18 protein-coding genes, 2 pseudogenes and 1 riboswitch are annotated in these 15,868 nt (G+C 60.8%); of the genes and pseudogenes, 7 read left to right on the top strand and 13 right to left on the bottom strand.

Annotated elements, in window-relative coordinates:
* Positions 1-6 precede the first annotated feature (6 nt).
* The 3 genes from QM600_RS19985 to QM600_RS19975 form a co-directional block, all read right to left on the bottom strand.
* Positions 7-759 (bottom strand): CbtA family protein, encoded by a 753-nt coding sequence (locus tag QM600_RS19985; protein WP_283263303.1) that lies wholly within the window; start codon positions 757-759, stop codon positions 7-9.
* Entirely contained in the window at positions 750-944 is a 195-nt protein-coding gene (locus tag QM600_RS19980) for a CbtB domain-containing protein (protein WP_283263302.1), read from the bottom strand. Before QM600_RS19980 ends, QM600_RS19985 begins: the two co-directional genes overlap by 10 nt.
* 24 nt (positions 945-968) lie before the next feature.
* Positions 969-1,109: riboswitch (cobalamin riboswitch) on the bottom strand.
* Between the two features lie 53 nt (positions 1,110-1,162).
* On the bottom strand, positions 1,163-1,471 hold the full coding sequence (locus tag QM600_RS19975) for an antibiotic biosynthesis monooxygenase family protein (RefSeq protein ID WP_283263301.1): 309 nt from the start codon (positions 1,469-1,471) through the stop codon (positions 1,163-1,165).
* Between the two features lie 44 nt (positions 1,472-1,515).
* Here QM600_RS19975 and QM600_RS19970 point away from each other — a divergent pair, with 44 nt between their 5' ends.
* Positions 1,516-2,259, top strand: a complete 744-nt coding sequence (locus tag QM600_RS19970; protein ID WP_283263300.1) for an alpha/beta fold hydrolase — start codon at positions 1,516-1,518, stop codon at positions 2,257-2,259.
* Between the two features lie 172 nt (positions 2,260-2,431).
* Here QM600_RS19970 and QM600_RS19965 read toward each other — a convergent pair.
* The 7 genes and pseudogenes from QM600_RS19965 to QM600_RS19940 all read right to left on the bottom strand — a co-directional run.
* Positions 2,432-2,587: pseudogene (locus tag QM600_RS19965) on the bottom strand (HIT family protein); the annotation flags it as partial.
* A 28-nt stretch (positions 2,588-2,615) separates the two neighbouring features.
* On the bottom strand, positions 2,616-5,216 hold the full coding sequence (locus QM600_RS19960; protein WP_283263299.1) for a helix-turn-helix transcriptional regulator: 2,601 nt from the start codon (positions 5,214-5,216) through the stop codon (positions 2,616-2,618).
* Positions 5,217-5,392: 176 nt separating this feature from the next.
* Positions 5,393-6,274, bottom strand: coding sequence for an HhH-GPD family protein (locus tag QM600_RS19955; RefSeq protein ID WP_283263298.1), 882 nt, complete (start codon positions 6,272-6,274; stop codon positions 5,393-5,395).
* 88 nt (positions 6,275-6,362) lie between these two features.
* A complete protein-coding gene (locus QM600_RS19950) occupies positions 6,363-6,932 on the bottom strand; it encodes an Rv1363c family protein (RefSeq protein ID WP_283263297.1) in 570 nt (189 codons plus the stop codon).
* Positions 6,929-7,837 carry an MCE family protein gene (locus tag QM600_RS19945; RefSeq protein WP_349307279.1) on the bottom strand — a complete coding sequence of 303 codons (909 nt, stop codon included), beginning with the start codon at positions 7,835-7,837 and terminating at the stop codon, positions 6,929-6,931. The genes QM600_RS19950 and QM600_RS19945 overlap by 4 nt, the downstream gene beginning before the upstream one ends.
* A gap of 30 nt (positions 7,838-7,867) precedes the next feature.
* A pseudogene (locus QM600_RS29680) lies at positions 7,868-8,041 on the bottom strand (MlaD family protein); the annotation flags it as partial.
* 31 nt (positions 8,042-8,072) lie between these two features.
* Complete coding sequence (locus tag QM600_RS19940; RefSeq protein ID WP_283263295.1) at positions 8,073-8,249, bottom strand: hypothetical protein; 177 nt, start codon at positions 8,247-8,249, stop codon at positions 8,073-8,075.
* Positions 8,250-8,469: 220 nt separating this feature from the next.
* On the opposite strand from QM600_RS19940, the gene QM600_RS19935 reads away from it, so the two are divergent.
* Complete coding sequence (locus QM600_RS19935) at positions 8,470-9,096, top strand: carbonic anhydrase (RefSeq protein ID WP_283263294.1); 627 nt, start codon at positions 8,470-8,472, stop codon at positions 9,094-9,096.
* Positions 9,097-9,179: 83 nt separating this feature from the next.
* On the top strand, positions 9,180-9,932 hold the full coding sequence (locus QM600_RS19930) for a hypothetical protein (protein ID WP_283263293.1): 753 nt from the start codon (positions 9,180-9,182) through the stop codon (positions 9,930-9,932).
* Between the two features lie 10 nt (positions 9,933-9,942).
* On the opposite strand, the gene disA is transcribed toward QM600_RS19930, so the two are convergent.
* Positions 9,943-11,028, bottom strand: coding sequence for a DNA integrity scanning diadenylate cyclase DisA (disA, locus tag QM600_RS19925; protein ID WP_283263328.1), 1,086 nt, complete (start codon positions 11,026-11,028; stop codon positions 9,943-9,945).
* A gap of 96 nt (positions 11,029-11,124) precedes the next feature.
* Between disA and QM600_RS19920 the strand changes: the two genes are divergently transcribed.
* Complete coding sequence (locus tag QM600_RS19920) at positions 11,125-11,685, top strand: PaaI family thioesterase (RefSeq protein ID WP_283263292.1); 561 nt, start codon at positions 11,125-11,127, stop codon at positions 11,683-11,685.
* A gap of 23 nt (positions 11,686-11,708) precedes the next feature.
* Here QM600_RS19920 and radA read toward each other — a convergent pair whose 3' ends face one another.
* Positions 11,709-13,142, bottom strand: a complete 1,434-nt coding sequence (gene radA, locus QM600_RS19915) for a DNA repair protein RadA (protein WP_283263291.1) — start codon at positions 13,140-13,142, stop codon at positions 11,709-11,711.
* 71 nt (positions 13,143-13,213) lie between these two features.
* Positions 13,214-13,849, bottom strand: coding sequence for a copper chaperone PCu(A)C domain-containing protein (locus tag QM600_RS19910; protein ID WP_283263290.1), 636 nt, complete (start codon positions 13,847-13,849; stop codon positions 13,214-13,216).
* Positions 13,850-14,113: 264 nt separating this feature from the next.
* Between QM600_RS19910 and QM600_RS19905 the strand changes: the two genes are divergently transcribed.
* From QM600_RS19905 to ispF, 3 genes are read left to right on the top strand one after another with little or no spacing between them, the layout of a single operon-like run.
* Positions 14,114-14,602, top strand: a complete 489-nt coding sequence (locus QM600_RS19905) for a CarD family transcriptional regulator (protein ID WP_094271038.1) — start codon at positions 14,114-14,116, stop codon at positions 14,600-14,602.
* A gap of 24 nt (positions 14,603-14,626) precedes the next feature.
* Complete coding sequence (gene ispD / locus QM600_RS19900) at positions 14,627-15,322, top strand: 2-C-methyl-D-erythritol 4-phosphate cytidylyltransferase (protein WP_283263289.1); 696 nt, start codon at positions 14,627-14,629, stop codon at positions 15,320-15,322.
* A complete protein-coding gene (gene ispF, locus QM600_RS19895; RefSeq protein ID WP_283263288.1) occupies positions 15,323-15,799 on the top strand; it encodes a 2-C-methyl-D-erythritol 2,4-cyclodiphosphate synthase in 477 nt (158 codons plus the stop codon).
* Positions 15,800-15,868: the final 69 nt, after the last annotated feature.

The raw sequence follows: 15,868 nt of genomic DNA, 5'->3' as shown, positions 1-15,868 counted from the left end.
TCTACTTCAGCGAACAGCGAACTTCTTCGCGATTTCGGCATCCTTCGAGGCGCGCTCGGTGAGAAAGGCGAACGCCAATCCGAGAACGAGCCACAACGTCGCCTGCGTAGCGAGCGACGACAATCGGAACTCCCACAACAGAGTTGCCGGGAAATCGTCACCGACCTCGTTGATCGTGGGTAGCGATACGTAGCCGATCACGACGATCACCAGGAACGCAGCCACCGGAGCAGCGATGCGGACGCTGAGGAACTCATGAGCTGAAACAGCTTTCGCGGCAGATGCCGCAGCGGTGACGGCCAACAAACCCAGAATGACAGTGGCAAGCCACAGCAGCGTCCGCTGGTTGATGGTGTCGGGATCGCCGACAGCGGGAGGATTGGCCGGGTACTTGAAGAAGGGCACGGCTTCGATAGCTAGCCACCCGCCGGCAGCGATGGTTATCGCCAACAACGGCCCGGCCATCGAGGTGATCCGTCGGCCGTAGTTGGCAACTACGGCGAAGATCGCACCCAATGCCAGTCCGGCCAGTGATGTGGCGAGAAACAGTCCGGCGCGTTGGCCGTCACGAGTGACGAGGGGTGCTTCTTCGCTGCCGTGTGAATGCCCGCCGGCACTGCTGGCTTCCTCGATCGCGATGGCGGCATTGACGTGCGGTTCACCCAGCACGTACGCAACACCGCCGGCAAGGATGCCCGCGATCAAACCGGCCAACAAGCCACGAATCAGAAGCTTCGTGAAATTGTCGACTAGTGGCACGGCACGCCCATCAAGTGGCGTCCGTCGTGCATCAGTTCATGCATGTACATGCCGGTGCGCGAGATTGCGCCCTGGTCGAATCCGACCACGTAGAGAGCCAGCATCGCGAGCACAACTATGGCTGCGGCGATGAAAGCGAGACGAGTCGAATCGATCGACGTGTCGGGAGAATAGGCGAGTGCCATCGAAGCCTCCTGGGATTTCGCGTCCCCTAGGTCTATGCGATGGCCGAAGTGTCTGGCTGTCGAGGTTGTTCACCTCGAATTACAGTGGCGCGACCGCTCCGGGCTTACACCGGATTCCTGTCGGACCATCGCGTTTACAAGCGAACCATAGCAGCGAACGGCGTCTGATCGTGAAGGATTTCGCTCGCCAGGCGAACGAAATCCTTCACGATCGTCACTCAACTCTTGGCTGGGACGTCCAGAACTACCTCGAATTCGAGCAGCGACGCACCCGAAGCGACAGGCTTCGCGCGCTCACCGGAGTGCGCTGCGCGGGCCGGACCGTCGCGCCAGTCGGCGAACGCCTGCTCGGTCTCCCATTGCGTCACCACGAAGTAGCGGCTCTCGCCCGCGGTGGGACGGAGGAGTTGGAATCCGAGGAAACCCGGGGAGTTCTCCACAGCGGAAGCGCGTGCTGCGAAGCGCTTCTCCAGTTCGGGGCCGGCGCCCTCGGGAACTTCGATTGCATTGATCTTCACGACTGCCATGTAACCGACATTACCGCGCGCGCTCACCGCGTACGGTGACACTCGTGTTGTATGACGAAGGTGGGACGGGTCAGCCGATTCTTTTGTTGCACGGCCTCATGGGTAGTGCGCGAACATGGCGTCGGCACGTGCCGTGGATTCGCGAGTTCGGACATGTCTACACGTTTGACGCGGCCGGGCATGGTCGACCCGCGCCGAAGGAGTTGACGACGGAGGCGTTCGTCGAGGACGTGGCGGCGGCAGTAGCGGGAATCGACGAACCGATGATCGTGATCGGGCACTCGATGGGCGCGTTGCATGCCTGGTGTTTTGCAGCGGCCCATCAGGAAAAGGTACGGGCTCTGGTCCTCGAAGATATGGCACCCGACTTCCGCGGACGCACCGCGGAGAACTGGGCGCACATGGTATCGGCGTGGCCTCAGCCTTTTGCTACCGAGGATGCGGCAAAGGAGTTCTTCGGTCCGGTTGCCGGACAATACTTTCTGGATTCATTCACTCGTCGCGACGACGGTTGGTACCTCCACGGTGACGTCTCCACGTTTCGGGATATCTCCGAGGAATGGGGAACGCGGCATTTCTGGGACCAGTGGGCTGCGGTGACTGCGCCGACCTTGCTTATCGAGGGCGAGTACACGATCACGCCGGACGGTCAGATGGGTGAGATGGCGCAGCGTCCGGGAACGCAGTATGTACGTATTGCGGACGCCGGGCACTTGGTCCACGACGATCAACCGCAGAGTTATCGGGACGTCGTGACGGAGTTCTTGGTAGTTCAGAGCGCGAGCTGACTGCGGATCGACGCTCCTGCCTGCTCGAGTTCGACCGCTCGCCGGGCCAGCAGTCCCGCGGCGAACTTCGTTTTGTCTCCGAGGTGGCGTGGGACGATTCGCTCGACCGTGCCCCGGCTACGAGCGTACCGACGCGGAACATCTCAGCGCCCTCGTGGTTTTCGAGTTCGTCCAGGTTTGCCGCATGGCGTTTGGGGACTATGCGCGTGTGCCCACGACTGACCGGTCGTGCGTCGAGGAAGGCCAGCACGGTCTCGGTTTCGAGGATCCGGATCGCTGGTTGGTCGGCTCCGACGGTATTGCAGAAGACGCAGGTATCGGTGTTCATACCTACAGAATGTATCCGGTCGATCAATTCAGAGCAGTCGAAGTTCCCGTGCCCGCGTGAGGGCTTCGTTTCGATTGTGCGCACCGAGTTTGCGATACATCGTGCGCAACTGGGTCTTGATCGTATTGACGGATACGAAGAGTTTGTCGGCCATTGCCGCCGAACTCAGCCCGGCGTCGATCAGTGAGAGTACGGTGCGTTCACGTTCGGTCAATGTGACGATCTGCAGAGATTGCGGAAAGGTTTCGGCTGGAATCACTTTCAAGAACCGTGCGAGTGCACTGGACTTGGTTTTCGCCATGGATTCGAGCTGATCGATGTCGGGCAGGGAAATGGTCGAGAATGACCGCAGGTTACCGGTCTGATCCGCGATGCTGCACGCTTTGGACCAGGCCTCTGCGGCTCGCCGGTGTTCACCCAACTGGCAATGTGCGACGGCCTGAACGAGGAGTGCTTCCATCTGCGCGCGCGGGTATGATTCACCAGCCCAATCGAATTGGTGGCACAGTGCCACCGCGGCTTCGTTCTGCCCCGTCTTCTGGCGGAGTCGGGCGAGCGAGGTCAGGGTCCACGGGTTGTCTGCCGGGTCGTCGATCTCGGCGGCCAGCGCCGACGCTTTGTTTCCGTCCCCGAGGGCAAGGGTGAGATCGATTTCGGTCGAACGCATCAGTGGCCCGGCAAACGAACCCGGTTTCAGGTGCTTCTGATGTACGTCAACTGCCCTGTGTAACAAGGACAGTGCGGAGAATGTGTCCCGACGAGCGAGTGCGTACTGGCAATGGGCGTAGACGACAAAGGCCCACAGTTCTTCCTCCTCGGCCGCGTGGCCCAGAGTGGTGAGGGCCTCGTCTGCCGCAATAAAGTCGAGAGTGTCGAGCGATGCAAGCGTGCGGGCGACCAGTCCGGATACCTTGAGCATCGATCGGAGCCTGTCATGGGTATCCGGATGCTTGTACTCGAGTTGGGTCCATCGCCGCGATTGCAGGGGTTCGCCGACTATCGCCCAGTTCATTGCAGCACTACCGGCAGCGTTGATGGCGATGAAATCGGCTCCCTGCGACTGGCCTCCCCAGTAGGCCGTGCGCATCTCGGTAGTCGATTCTGCGAACCTTCCGTTCAACTGAAATGTGATTCCCCATTGCAGGTGCATGACCGGGAGTTGCACGGTCACGGCATCAGGATTGTTCTCGAGAGCGCTACGGCTCAAATACGATAGGCGACGGGTTGTTTCGGCTGCCTGCTCGTATTCGCCGGCCATGCGCAACATGATCGATTGCACACAACCGACGCTGAGTGCGTCTTTTGCGCCATCGCCGGCGCCGAGTGCCCGAAGTTCTTCCGGAGAGGTGGGGAGCGTATCGCCGAGGCTGATGTTTTTGGTCAAGTGCATGGTGTAGAGGTCGCGCCCGGCTTTGACAGCAACGTTCTTCCTGACGGCTTTTTGTGGAAGGCTTTGCAGCGCAGAGCGAATGGTGTCCAAGTTGTCGGAGATCATCGAGACCCAATGATGTTCGATAATGTGGACGACGAGTTGCCAATCATGTGCTTCGACTGCGTAGTTCAGTGCCGACGCGTGGCGTCCGGAATCGAGTCTGTATTGTGCGAGCAACGACATCTGTTGTGCCGGATCAATTCCGGACTTCGCCTGTAGTGCAAGAATTGAACGTCGAACTGCTGGAGCAAGTTCCCACGTTTCCTCGGCCACGGTTTCAATACGGGAGAGAGTGCCGACGGACTCCAAGAGAAGGAGGCGCCCGCGAATGTGCTCGCGGGATTCGCTGGACTCGAACAGATGGCGTGCGGTATCCACGTCAAGGGTTCGTGCCGTCGCGCAGGTCACGATGAACTCACGATGGTCGGCGACGGCGGAATCGGTGAGGATTTTCTCGTGTATGTATTTGTCGATGGCGCGGCGCAGGTTCAGTTCGAGAAGATCCTCGCGACGGTCTTGTTGCGGAGAGGCTTTGACGACGGAAATAGCTGATCGCACCAGAGCGGGCAGTCCGCCCGTCGTCGCGGTGATCTGCTCGGCCTCACCGGGAAGCAGAGTTGTGTGGGAGAGGTCGAAGAGCGCTCGGGTGTCTTCGATGCGGAACAGCAGGTCGTCAGCACCGATCAGTGTGTGATCGATTTCGAAGAGATAGGGCTCGGGGAAAAGTGTCAGGCCCGAAAGTGTTACGACGAGATCCAGTTGGTGGCATCGAGATACAAGTTCGATCAGTTGGCATTCCAACCCGGCGTCCGGAATTCGATCCGGACGGATCAACACCAGTTGTACGGATCTTTCTGCCTCGGCGAGTGCAGCGACGAGATCTGTATACGAATCGGTGGGTGTGGCCGAAATTGCGATACCGGACCGACTGCATTGGCGGAGGACCATCGACCAGTAAGCCGCGGCGCTTGAATCGGGATGGGGAGCGGCGACCCAGACGGGTATGCGTCCGGACGTGCTACGCGTTTGGAGCCACGATGCCAGGAGCGCAGATTTGCCGTATCCATACGGTGCGCGCACGATCGTCAGTGCGGTTCGACGGTCCAATGTCGCAAAGAGGCTTTGGCGGGGGAGCAACTCGGAGAGGGCTCGACGTTCGGGCATGCTCGCCGTCAACTCACTGTCCCGCCCCAGCATTCGTGTGTTCCCTTTGTTTCTTGTATTTCGGAAGGCCCTACCCAGTCCGACAGGTCATATCGGAACGATCCGTTTGCTTTGGGAATCGTAGTTGGTACGCGCAAAATATGTCTGATTTATGGCATTTTAATGGGAAATATCCGCCCAAATTAGATTCGTTGACCGATGCCGCAGTCTCAAGCGTTGCCCTCGCCGGCCAATGCGAACAAGCCGTCGTCAGTCTGTTCGACCAATCCGTCGACGAGCAGGGAATGCAACGCGCGGTCGCGCTGACCGGGGTCGGTGGGCCACACGATGTCCAACTGCGCACGCTCGACCGGACGGTGGCACTCACGCAGCACCGCCATCAACTTGCCGCGAACCTGACGATCGGTTCCGGCAAATTTTTGTACCTTCTTCGGCGGGCCGGTGTGAGCGGGTTTTCCGGCAGCCACCCAGGCGCAGTTCGGCAGCGGGCAATCGTCACAGTTGGGTGTCCGAGCCGTGCAGATCAAGGCGCCGAGTTCCATCAGTGCGGCAGAGTACGTGGCAGCCCGCTCCCGCGTCCGCGGTAGTAACTCGGCGACATCGGCCAGATCTCTTGTGTTCGAGGGATTTCCAGGCTCGGCGATACCGTGAACTGCACGGGCAACTACGCGTCGAACGTTGGTGTCCACGACAGGAACTCGTTGTCCGTAGGCAAAACATGCCACCGCGCGGGCAGTGTACGAGCCGATTCCCGGCAGCGTCAGCAAGATATCGACATCAGCTGGAACCGCATCTCCATGTTGGGTCGCGAGGACGCCCGCGCATTCGTGTAGTCGCAGCGCACGCCGCGGATACCCGAGCTTTCCCCAGGCACGTAGTACCTCCGCTTGGCTCGATGCGGCCATCGCCGAGGGGACCGGCCACCGCTGCACCCATTCTTCCCAGATGGGGGCGACCCGGACCACCGGCGTCTGCTGGAGCATGATCTCGCTCATCAGAATCTGCCAAGCACTGACGCCTTCGCGTCGCCACGGAAGATCTCTTGCCGTCGCCTCATACCATTTCAGCAGGACAGAAGACTCGACTGCCACCTTGACTGACACACTCCCGGAAATTTGATCTCCGCATCGACCTGGCATCGACGTTCGACGTCACTGTACCGGCAGGTGCCGACGCGTATCAGAGCAGTTGGACGTTGCTCAGCTTCCATTTCCCGTCTTCGCGAACGAGTGAGAGCTGCATACGGTTGCGATCGATGCGGGGGTCGGGCGAATTGGTGTTGGTGATGGCCTGATCAAGGAAGACCAGGACCTCGGCACTGTCATGATCACTGTCGGCCAGCCCCGCTGAAATGATCTGCGCCGACGACGTGGCCTGATACTGAACGATCATGTCTTGGAGGTTGGCCGCGACCTGGGCGTACTGGCCGGCGAACTCGCCAACCGAGTTTTCCCGTACGACGGACAGATTCTGATCGAGGTTCTGGAAGTTGTATGTCGCGAGATCTGTCGCGAATTGTCGCCCACGTTCCAGTGCGGTGGTGCGGGCTTCCTCGTCGAGTGAGTGCTGCCAGGTGGTGTATCCGCCCCAGCCGAGGGCGGAGACCACAACCAGAGCGCCGACGACGGCCAGCAGAGTACTCCGTCCGAAGCGCCGTTTCGGGACTGCGGGTGCTGGGGTCTGGGTTTCGTCGGGGGACGGACTTTCGGTAGGGGGTTCGTCGACATCGGACTTCGTGAGATTGCTCAATGTGTTCCCTGTACTAGTAGTGCGGCAAATGAGTTGTCTCCGAGCACTGTTTTCTGGCCGCCGGTCAAACCCAGCCGAATCGATGTGCCGTCACCGGCCGCGACGGTGCCCACTGCGGGGTCGTATTCGACAACACCTCCGATTGTTCCTGTTCCGGTAGGAACATTCTGTGAACCGCGGTTCTGGATTTTGCCTGATTGGCCGGTGCAGTGCCGGTCTTTGTCTAGTGTGGTCGGCGAGACATCCTGCACGGTGCGGCGTGGGGTGTCGTAGATGCAGACGGGACCGACCGCGGTGATGTAATCCAGCTGCGCCCGACCATTCCTGACGATGCTACCGAGCTTCTCGAACCCCTTGGGTAACACCACGAGTAGCGTATCGACAGCCGGCATCCGCACCGTGACGATTTGACTGGAAACAAGAGAATTCGCCAACAAGAGGCTGAACGGTTCACGGCTTTGCTCGATGAGAGGCAGTATCTGATTGTCGAGGATGGTGGGACTTCGATCAAGCAGAGTGCGCAGCTGTGGATCCGAAGACCTGACCTGATCACTCAATTGTCGAAGTGTCCGAGCAACATCCGGCAGTGCTGCCACGTTGTCCTCGTTGGCCGCGTAGAGAGTGCGTGAATTTTCGACGAGAGTGTTGAGGTGGGGTTGGTTGAACGCGACGGACCTGGCGATAACATCAAAATTGTCAACCAGGGCTTGCAGATCCGGACCTAGTCCACCCAGTCCGGTGCCGAGTTCACGTGAGAGCGTCCGAAGGTCGGCGGGATCGACAGTGTCCGCAGTGGTATTGAAGTTTGCGATGACCGTACCCAGTGGCACCGGTATCGACGTTTGTTCATTAGGCACGACGGAGCCGTCGACAAGATAAGGGCCGCTGTCGGATTCAGAAGACAGCTGTACTTTCAGTACCGGAACAGCGGTGTCCTGACTGATGGCCGCAACGGAATCGAGTGGGATCTCTCGATCGGCAGAGATGTTCAGGGTGAGAACAACCAGGTTTCGTTCGGCTGACAGACGCACAGATTCGACATCGCCGACAGTGACTCTGCGATAGGCCACTTCCGAACCCTGCGCAATTCCGGCGGCATTCTCCAATTCGACTGCTACCGAAAAGCTCCCGGTGAACGGATCACCGGCGTCGTACTGTCGTGATTGCGGCGAAGCACACGCGGACGGTGAAGGTGAACAGGAGTCCGATCTCGGAGAGCAGGTTCGCGACGAGATTCGATTTGGCTTGTGCCGGGATCGTTTCTTCCGGGAAACTTACTTCTTTCGGGCGACTGTCGTTTTCAGCTGGTCTGGTCACGCAGATCGCCCTCCCCGTCTTGTCCTGCAGGACGTGCCTGCGGACTCGCCCAGATATACCCCCCCGTACATTTGTGGGCGAAGTTTTTAGTGCTTCAGATCACAGTGGGTGACTGTATCAGGAAACTGACTCTGAAGTAAGTTTGGATTCCCGTCCGGGCAACCTACCCGGAAACCTTTCCCGATGAGCCGGACAATCGCGGTGGGTGCACAATATTGGAATGCCACATACAAGTCCGCTGTCCGCTTGGAAGTCCCTCCGCGAGGGAAATGAGCGATTTGTCAACGGCACGTCGATACACCCCAGCCAAGGTATCGCCGATCGGGCGAAACTGGTCAACGAACAGCACCCCACCGCCGTGCTTTTCGGCTGTGGAGATTCACGTGTCGCAGCCGAGATCATCTTCGATCAGGGGCTCGGCGACATGTTCGTCGTTCGCACCGCCGGTCACGTTCTCGACGATTCGGTGTTGGGTTCCATCGAGTACGCCGTGCACGTTCTGAACGTGCCGCTCATCGTCGTGCTCGGACACGATGGCTGTGGCGCGGTCAAAGCCACACTCGACGCTCTCGACAAGGGCAAGATTCCCGACGGCTTCATCCGCAGCGTGGTCGAGCGTGTTGCGCCGTCCATTCTCATGGGTCGGCAGGAAGGTCTGTCCACCGTCGATGAACTGGAAGGTCGGCACGTCGTCGAAACCGGATCGCTCATCATGCAGCGCTCTCGAATCATTGCCGACAAAGTGGATAAGGGTACGTGCGCAATCGTCGGCGTCACCTACACACTGTCCGATGGGCACATGCGTTTACAGGGTGCCGTCGGTGAAATCGGCGAGGCAATCGACTAATCGAAAGAACCACACTCACCTAGGTGCCGACACGCCGTCTCAGCTGACCGGTAGTCAGGCCTTCGCCAACTACCGTTGAGACCGTGTTGGAACCGAATGGGCCACTGCCCCCTCAGATTTACTGGCGTCGACGGGCGCTGGCCATCGGTGCTGCAGTCGTTGCCTTGGCCTTGATCGTCTGGTTGATTTCTGCCGTCGTCGGCGGGGGTAGCGATTCCCCCGAGGCGGACGCTGCGGCCGCGAGTTCTTCGCTGACCCCGGAGGTGTCTTTCACTCCCAATCCGTCCGGAAGCAACGGCTCCGGCGGTAGTGGTGGCGGCGGCAACGGCGGCTCGGCCGATTCCGGCTCGGGTGGTTCTTCGGCCTCCACGTCGGGCAGCTCGACCACATCGCCGACCACATCGCCGACCAGTGCCGTCCCGGTGCCGGCGGGTCAGTGTGCGGACTCGTCCCTCGCGGTCAAGGCGACTGCCGACAAACCCACGTTTGCCGGTGGCGAGGAACCGACCTTCACTATCGTCATCACCAATATCGGCTCGGCCGGCTGCAATCGCGATTTGGCCGGTGGTCTTCAACAGGTGCTCGTCTACACCATCGATGGCAAGACCCGGCTGTGGTCCAACGTCGACTGCTACCCGCAGCCGGCTCCGGATATCCGCAACCTCGAACCGGGCGAGCAGGCCGCATTCAAGGTCGCTTGGTCCGCCACAACGTCGAATCCGGATTGCGCCACCTCTGCGAACCCGCAGCGCAACCCCGTGGGCGCGGGCGCGTACACGGTTGTCGGGCAACTCGGAGCATTGCGGAGCGGCGCGGAGCCGTTCAATATCGCCTGACCCGGCTCGATCAGTTGTACGAGCCGGTGATCGACGACTCGGCCAGCCGCGACAATCCTTCTCGGATGTGACGAGCCCACAGTCCGCCGATGCCTTCGACGGACTGGAGGTCGGCTGCCGTCGCGGCCAGCAGGGCCTGCAATGTGCCGAATGATCCGACGAGTCGGTTGATCTGATGGAACTGAAGTCGCGGTACGCGCATGAGGACTCGGTATCCACGCGGCGTCATCGGAGTGTCGAGAGCTTCGATCGTGCCTGGGTAACCGAGCACCCGCGCGAGGGTGGTCAGGTCCAGGAGATCGGCGTCGGTGACGCGGTCAAGGGCAGCGAGCACGTTGTCCATTGCCGCGGTTTCGATGGGTTCGGGTCCGGCGAGGTAGTCACGGACGATCAGTTGACGCGCAATGTCGTTGTCGCCGACCAATTCTTCGAGCTGCAGCGCAAGCTGGCGACCGTCGGTACCGAGTTCGAGAACGTCCTGTTCGATCTCGACCGATACGCGTCGAACCATTTCGAGTCGCTGTACGACGGTCAATGCGTCTCGCAACGTCACGAAGTCCTCGATCTCGACGACGGACAGCGCCCGGGTGACCTCGTCGAGACGTGCCTTGTAACGCTCGAGGGTGGCGACGGCTTGATTCGCTCGCGAGAGAATCGTGGCCGAACCTTCGATGACGTGCCTGATGCCGCCGACATAGACGCTGACGATGGACATCGACTGGCTCACCGATACAACCGGGTATCCGGTCTGGATCGCGGTCCGCTCCGCAGCACGGTGCCGAGTGCCGGATTCGACGGTCGGGATCTTGTGGTCGGGTACGAGTTGTACGTTTGCGCGGACAATGTGCGAACCGTCGGTGGAGAGGACGACGGCGCCGTCCATTTTCGACAGTTCTCGAAGCCGGGTAGGTGCGAACGCCACGTCGAGGTTGAAACCGCCGTCGCACAACGCTTCGATCTCGTCGTCGTACCCGAGGACGATCAGAGCGCCTGTGCGGCCGCGAAGAATGCGTTCGAGTCCGTCGCGCAGAGCGGTGCCGGGAGCCAACCTAGCGATGGTCTCTCGCAATGCCGACGACGACTGGGTATCCGCCATCGCACTGATCATTGAGAAACTCCCTGCTGAGGTTGACGTCACTATGTCCGAGTCCGAAGGTTGCTGCGGACTTTTCTCCGTTTAGATTACCTATCCATGAGTAGCACCTGGACCTTGCCTGACGACCTGACCGTGCCCGAGCCCGTCGATTTCTTTCCCGCCCCGGGGGAGAAGCTGCCGCAGCACTGGTCGAAGTGCTTCGGTTGCGGTGACGATCAGCCTGCCGGAATGGCGATGAGTTTTCGGGCGGGTGAGGGCTTGGAGGTGACCGGGCGCCTCGAGGTCTCGAAGAAGTATCAGGGTGGCCCCGGCGTGATCCACGGAGGGATCCTGTCCACAGCTTTCGACGAGGTTCAGGGCGTTGCATGCATGGTGCTGGGTGTGCCGGTGGTGACCGGGCACCTCGAGATCGACTTTGCCCGTCCGATTCCGTTGGGTTCGGTTCTCGAGTTTCGTGCTCGTATCGAAGGCACTGTCAGGCGCAAGGTCTACACGACCGCCGAGGCATTCATCGTGGAAGGCCCCGCAGCGGATCCTGATGTTGCAGTGGGTACTTCGCGCGGGCTGTTTCTGACCATCACTCCGGAACATTTCGCGAAGACCCAGGAGTTTGTGGACGGTGTGCCGACCTCGCCGTTCGGAACCTCGTCGATGTGACAGTGTCGATGTGAACCTGCCGGTCACTTGACCGGCGTGAGTTTGGGCCGAGTCGAACCTTGCTTACCGCCGAGCAATCCGGCATACGACAAGGCTTCGCCCAAATTTGACACTTCGTTGACCCGCATGCCGGGGATATTCGGGCCGGAATCGACCGGCACAATCGCACTGGTGAATCCCAACCGGGCGGCTTCGATCAGACGGCGGTTGACGCCGGCGACGCGTCGTACCTCGCCGGCGAGTCCGACCTCACCGAGAATGACGAGTCCGTTCGGAACCGGCTTTCCTTTCACCGCGGAAGCGACGGCAATGGCCAAAGCCAGGTCTGCGCCGGGTTCCGTCATGCGCATTCCGCCCACCGTCGCGGCGTAGACGTCGCATTTGGCGATCGATACTCCGGCGCGGCGTTCGAGAACGGCCAGAACCATAGCTACACGAGCGGTGTCGAGCCCACTGACCGCTCGGCGAGGAGTGGGTAGAGGTGTAGAGGCCACGAGCGCCTGAACTTCGCCCAGCAGCGGACGTTTGCCGTCCATCATGACGGTGACGGCGGTGCCCTCCACGGCCACTTCCCGATGGTGGAGGAACAGTCCCGAAGGATCGCTGATCTCGTTGATGCCCTGGTCGGTCAGTTCGAAGCAACCTACCTCGTCGGCAGCTCCGAATCGGTTTTTGACGCCGCGGACCATGCGCAGCGTGGAGTGCTTGTCTCCCTCGAAATGCAGAACGACGTCGACAAGATGCTCGAGCGAGCGAGGTCCGGCGACCGCCCCGTCCTTGGTTACGTGCCCGATCAGCAGTACCGGGATCCCGGTGGTCTTGGCGAGCGAAGTCAAGGCGCTGGTGACGGCTTTGACCTGCGTGACGCCACCGACGACGCCGTCGACGTCGGCCGCGAGCATGGTTTGCACCGAGTCGACGATCAGCAGACTGGGTTTGACTTGTTCGACGTGGCCGAGAATGGTCGCGAGATCGGATTCGGCAGCGAGATACATCCGCTCGTGGACGGAATTGGTGCGGTCTGCGCGGAGCCGGACCTGCCCGGCAGATTCCTCGCCGGTGACATACAGCGCGCGGTCCTCGGGGCTCCGCATCGCCCAGCGATATACGACTTCGAGTAGCAGCGTGGATTTACCGACACCAGGCTCACCGGCAAGCAGAACCACTGATCCGGGAACCACTCCGCCGCCGAGTACGCGGTCGAGTTCTCCGATCCCGGTGGGCTTGGCCTGGGTGCTCTTGCTGTCGATCTGGGTGAGGGGAGTAGCCGGCGTTGTGGGCAGGACAGCGCTCGACCCGGCTTTGGCGAGCGATGCTCCGGCTCGACTGGCAACGGGGGCAACGACGGAGACTTCCGACATCGAGCCCCACGTGTCGCAGTCGGGGCAGCGGCCAACCCATTTGGGCACCACGGATTTGCATTCGGAGCACCGGTAGTTCGATTTAGCTTTGGCCACCGGGACAGACTAGAGGCGGGGTCCGACATGGACCCCGCCTCTAGTTCGATCGTTCGGATTGAGCGTGAAACTCAGTGTCCGGCTTCAGCAACGTCCGGAGACTTCTCCGACTCGTTGCGTTCGAGCTTCGGGCCCGCGTCGACGGGAACCTGCACCGTAACCGGACCGGCCTTCTCGAAAGTGAAGGTGATCGGGATGGTCAGGCCCGGACGAACGCCGGCCTTGATGTCCTGCAGCAGAACGAGAGCGAGTGCATCAGGTGCGTCGCTGTTCTCGTCCTTGTTGGCGATCTGCTTGTCGGCTTCGGCCTCGGCGGCTGCGCCTGCGGGAAGCTCCCCGGCCTGCAGAGATGTCTGCGGCTTGAGGGTGAATCCGGCGACCTCTTCACCGGCGACGATGCGCGCGGCGTAGTCGGTGTTGATGCTGACGAGCTTGTCGGTGGTTTCCAGGCTGTCGTTCACGATGGTGAACGACAACACGGCGGTGCCACCGGGCTCGATGCTGTACTCCTCGGACGAGGGGTAAGCGATGTGAACATTGCGCAGGGCGATGTCACCGACGTTGGCACTGTTGCCGTTCACAGCGGCCTGCTGGACGGCGGTTTGGCTCACTTGGCCCGAGCTGCATGCGGACAGCGCGATGGCTGCGCCTGCAGCCAGTGCAATGGCGGTAGCGACTCGGCGAGTCGGCTTGCGGATAGCAGTCACGGTTTGTCCTCCAGGGCGTCAGGTTCGCACTCCACTAGGCAGAGTAGTAGTCAGCTCTCGGGAGCCGGTCGCTGGGTGGCCACAACGGTTGTCTGCGTGGGCTTTCGGGGAGCCGTATACAGACCGAAGTGGCTGGTTGAATGCACGTACTACAGGCACTGTCAACCCCTACGCTCGAGCAAGGATGCCCCTGACCTGCATAGTTGATGCATGGCCGGTTCTTCGACGTGTTAAACTAGTGGAATCGAAAGGGGCACGTGACACATGATTTTCAAGGTCGGAGACACTGTCGTCTACCCCCATCACGGTGCGGCGTTGATCGAAGCTATCGAAACCCGCACCATCAAGGGTGAGCAGAGGGAATATCTCGTTCTGAAGGTTGCTCAAGGCGATCTCACGGTTCGGGTTCCCGCAGACAACGCAGAGTACGTCGGTGTTCGTGACGTAGTCGGACAGGAAGGCCTCGACAAGGTTTTCCAGGTTTTGCGTGCACCGCACACCGAAGAGCCCACCAACTGGTCTCGTCGATACAAGGCAAACCTCGAGAAGCTTGCTTCCGGTGACGTGAACAAGGTCGCCGAGGTTGTTCGTGACTTGTGGCGTCGTGAGCAGGATCGCGGACTTTCTGCAGGCGAGAAGCGCATGCTTGCCAAGGCGCGTCAGATTCTGGTCGGTGAGCTCGCGCTCGCTGAGGGTACTAATACCGAGAAGGCCGATATCATTCTCGACGAGGTCCTTGCGACAGCGTCCTGAACTGACTACATAAAAAAGCTGGCGATGTCAGTAGTAGCGCTGGTTCCCGCCGCAGGTCGGGGAGTGCGATTGGGTGAGCCGTTGCCCAAGGCATTCGTCGAACTCGGCGGTCGCACAATGCTTGCACGCGCGGTCGAAGGCCTCCGGAAATCCGGTGCCATCGACCGCGTTGTTGTGATTGTGCCGCCGGAACTCGTTCAATCGGTTGCCGCGGACCTGGGCCGTAGTGACGACGTCGACGTGGTCGCGGGCGGCTCGGAGCGGACCGATTCGGTTCGGGCCGGGCTCGAGGCTGCCGGCGACGCTGAGTACGTGCTTGTGCACGATGCCGCGCGGGCACTCACGCCGCCGGCGTTGATCGCTCGTGTCGTCGACGAGTTGAAGGCGGGCAGTGCTGCCGTCATTCCGGTGCTACCGGTGACGGACACCATCAAATCCGTGGATGTTCTCGGCACCGTTACCGGCACTCCGCTCCGTTCGGAGTTGCGTGCGGTGCAGACTCCACAAGGTTTTTCCGCCGATGTTCTGAGGCGGGCTTACGCCGCGGGCGATGTCACAGCCGCAGGAGATCTGGCAACCGATGATGCCGGACTGGTCGAGCGACTGGGCATTTCAGTACGGACCACCGCCGGTGACGTTCAGGCTTTCAAGATCACCACGCCACTGGACCTAATGCTGGCGCGAGCACTGCTGAGTGCGGAATCACAGGACGGAATCTAGATGCGAGTCGGATTGGGCACGGACGTTCATCCCATCGAGGCCGGTCGGCCGTGTTGGATGGCGGGATTGCTGTTCGAGGAGTCCGATGGATGTTCCGGGCACTCCGACGGTGACGTAGCGGTACACGCTCTCTGTGATGCGCTGCTTTCCGCGGCAGGGTTAGGTGACCTCGGTTCTGTTTTCGGGACCGGAAGGCCGGAATGGGACGGCGTGAGCGGCGCCCGAATGTTGGCCGAGGTTCGCAGGCTGCTCGAGGAGAACCACTTCGCGGTCGGCAATGCCGCAGTGCAGGTGATCGGAAACCGACCCAAGATCGGGCCACGACGAGATGAGGCGCAGCGCGTACTCACAGACATTCTCGGAGCCCCGGTTTCGGTGTCCGCGACCACTACCGACGGGCTCGGATTGACGGGGCGGGGCGAAGGGATCGCCGCCATGGCCACCGCATTGGTCATGGCAACCGGCGACGACAGGTAAGATCGCTGGTCGTGACCCTGCGCCTATACGACACCGGTACGCGGGCCCTTCGGGATTTTGTTCCGTTGG

The sequence above is a fragment of the Rhodococcus sp. IEGM 1379 genome (assembly GCF_030056815.1).
GTDB lineage: Bacteria > Actinomycetota > Actinomycetes > Mycobacteriales > Mycobacteriaceae > Rhodococcus_F.
The sequence above is the reverse complement of the archived record's forward strand: the minus strand, read 5'-3'. Positions and strand labels throughout refer to the sequence as shown.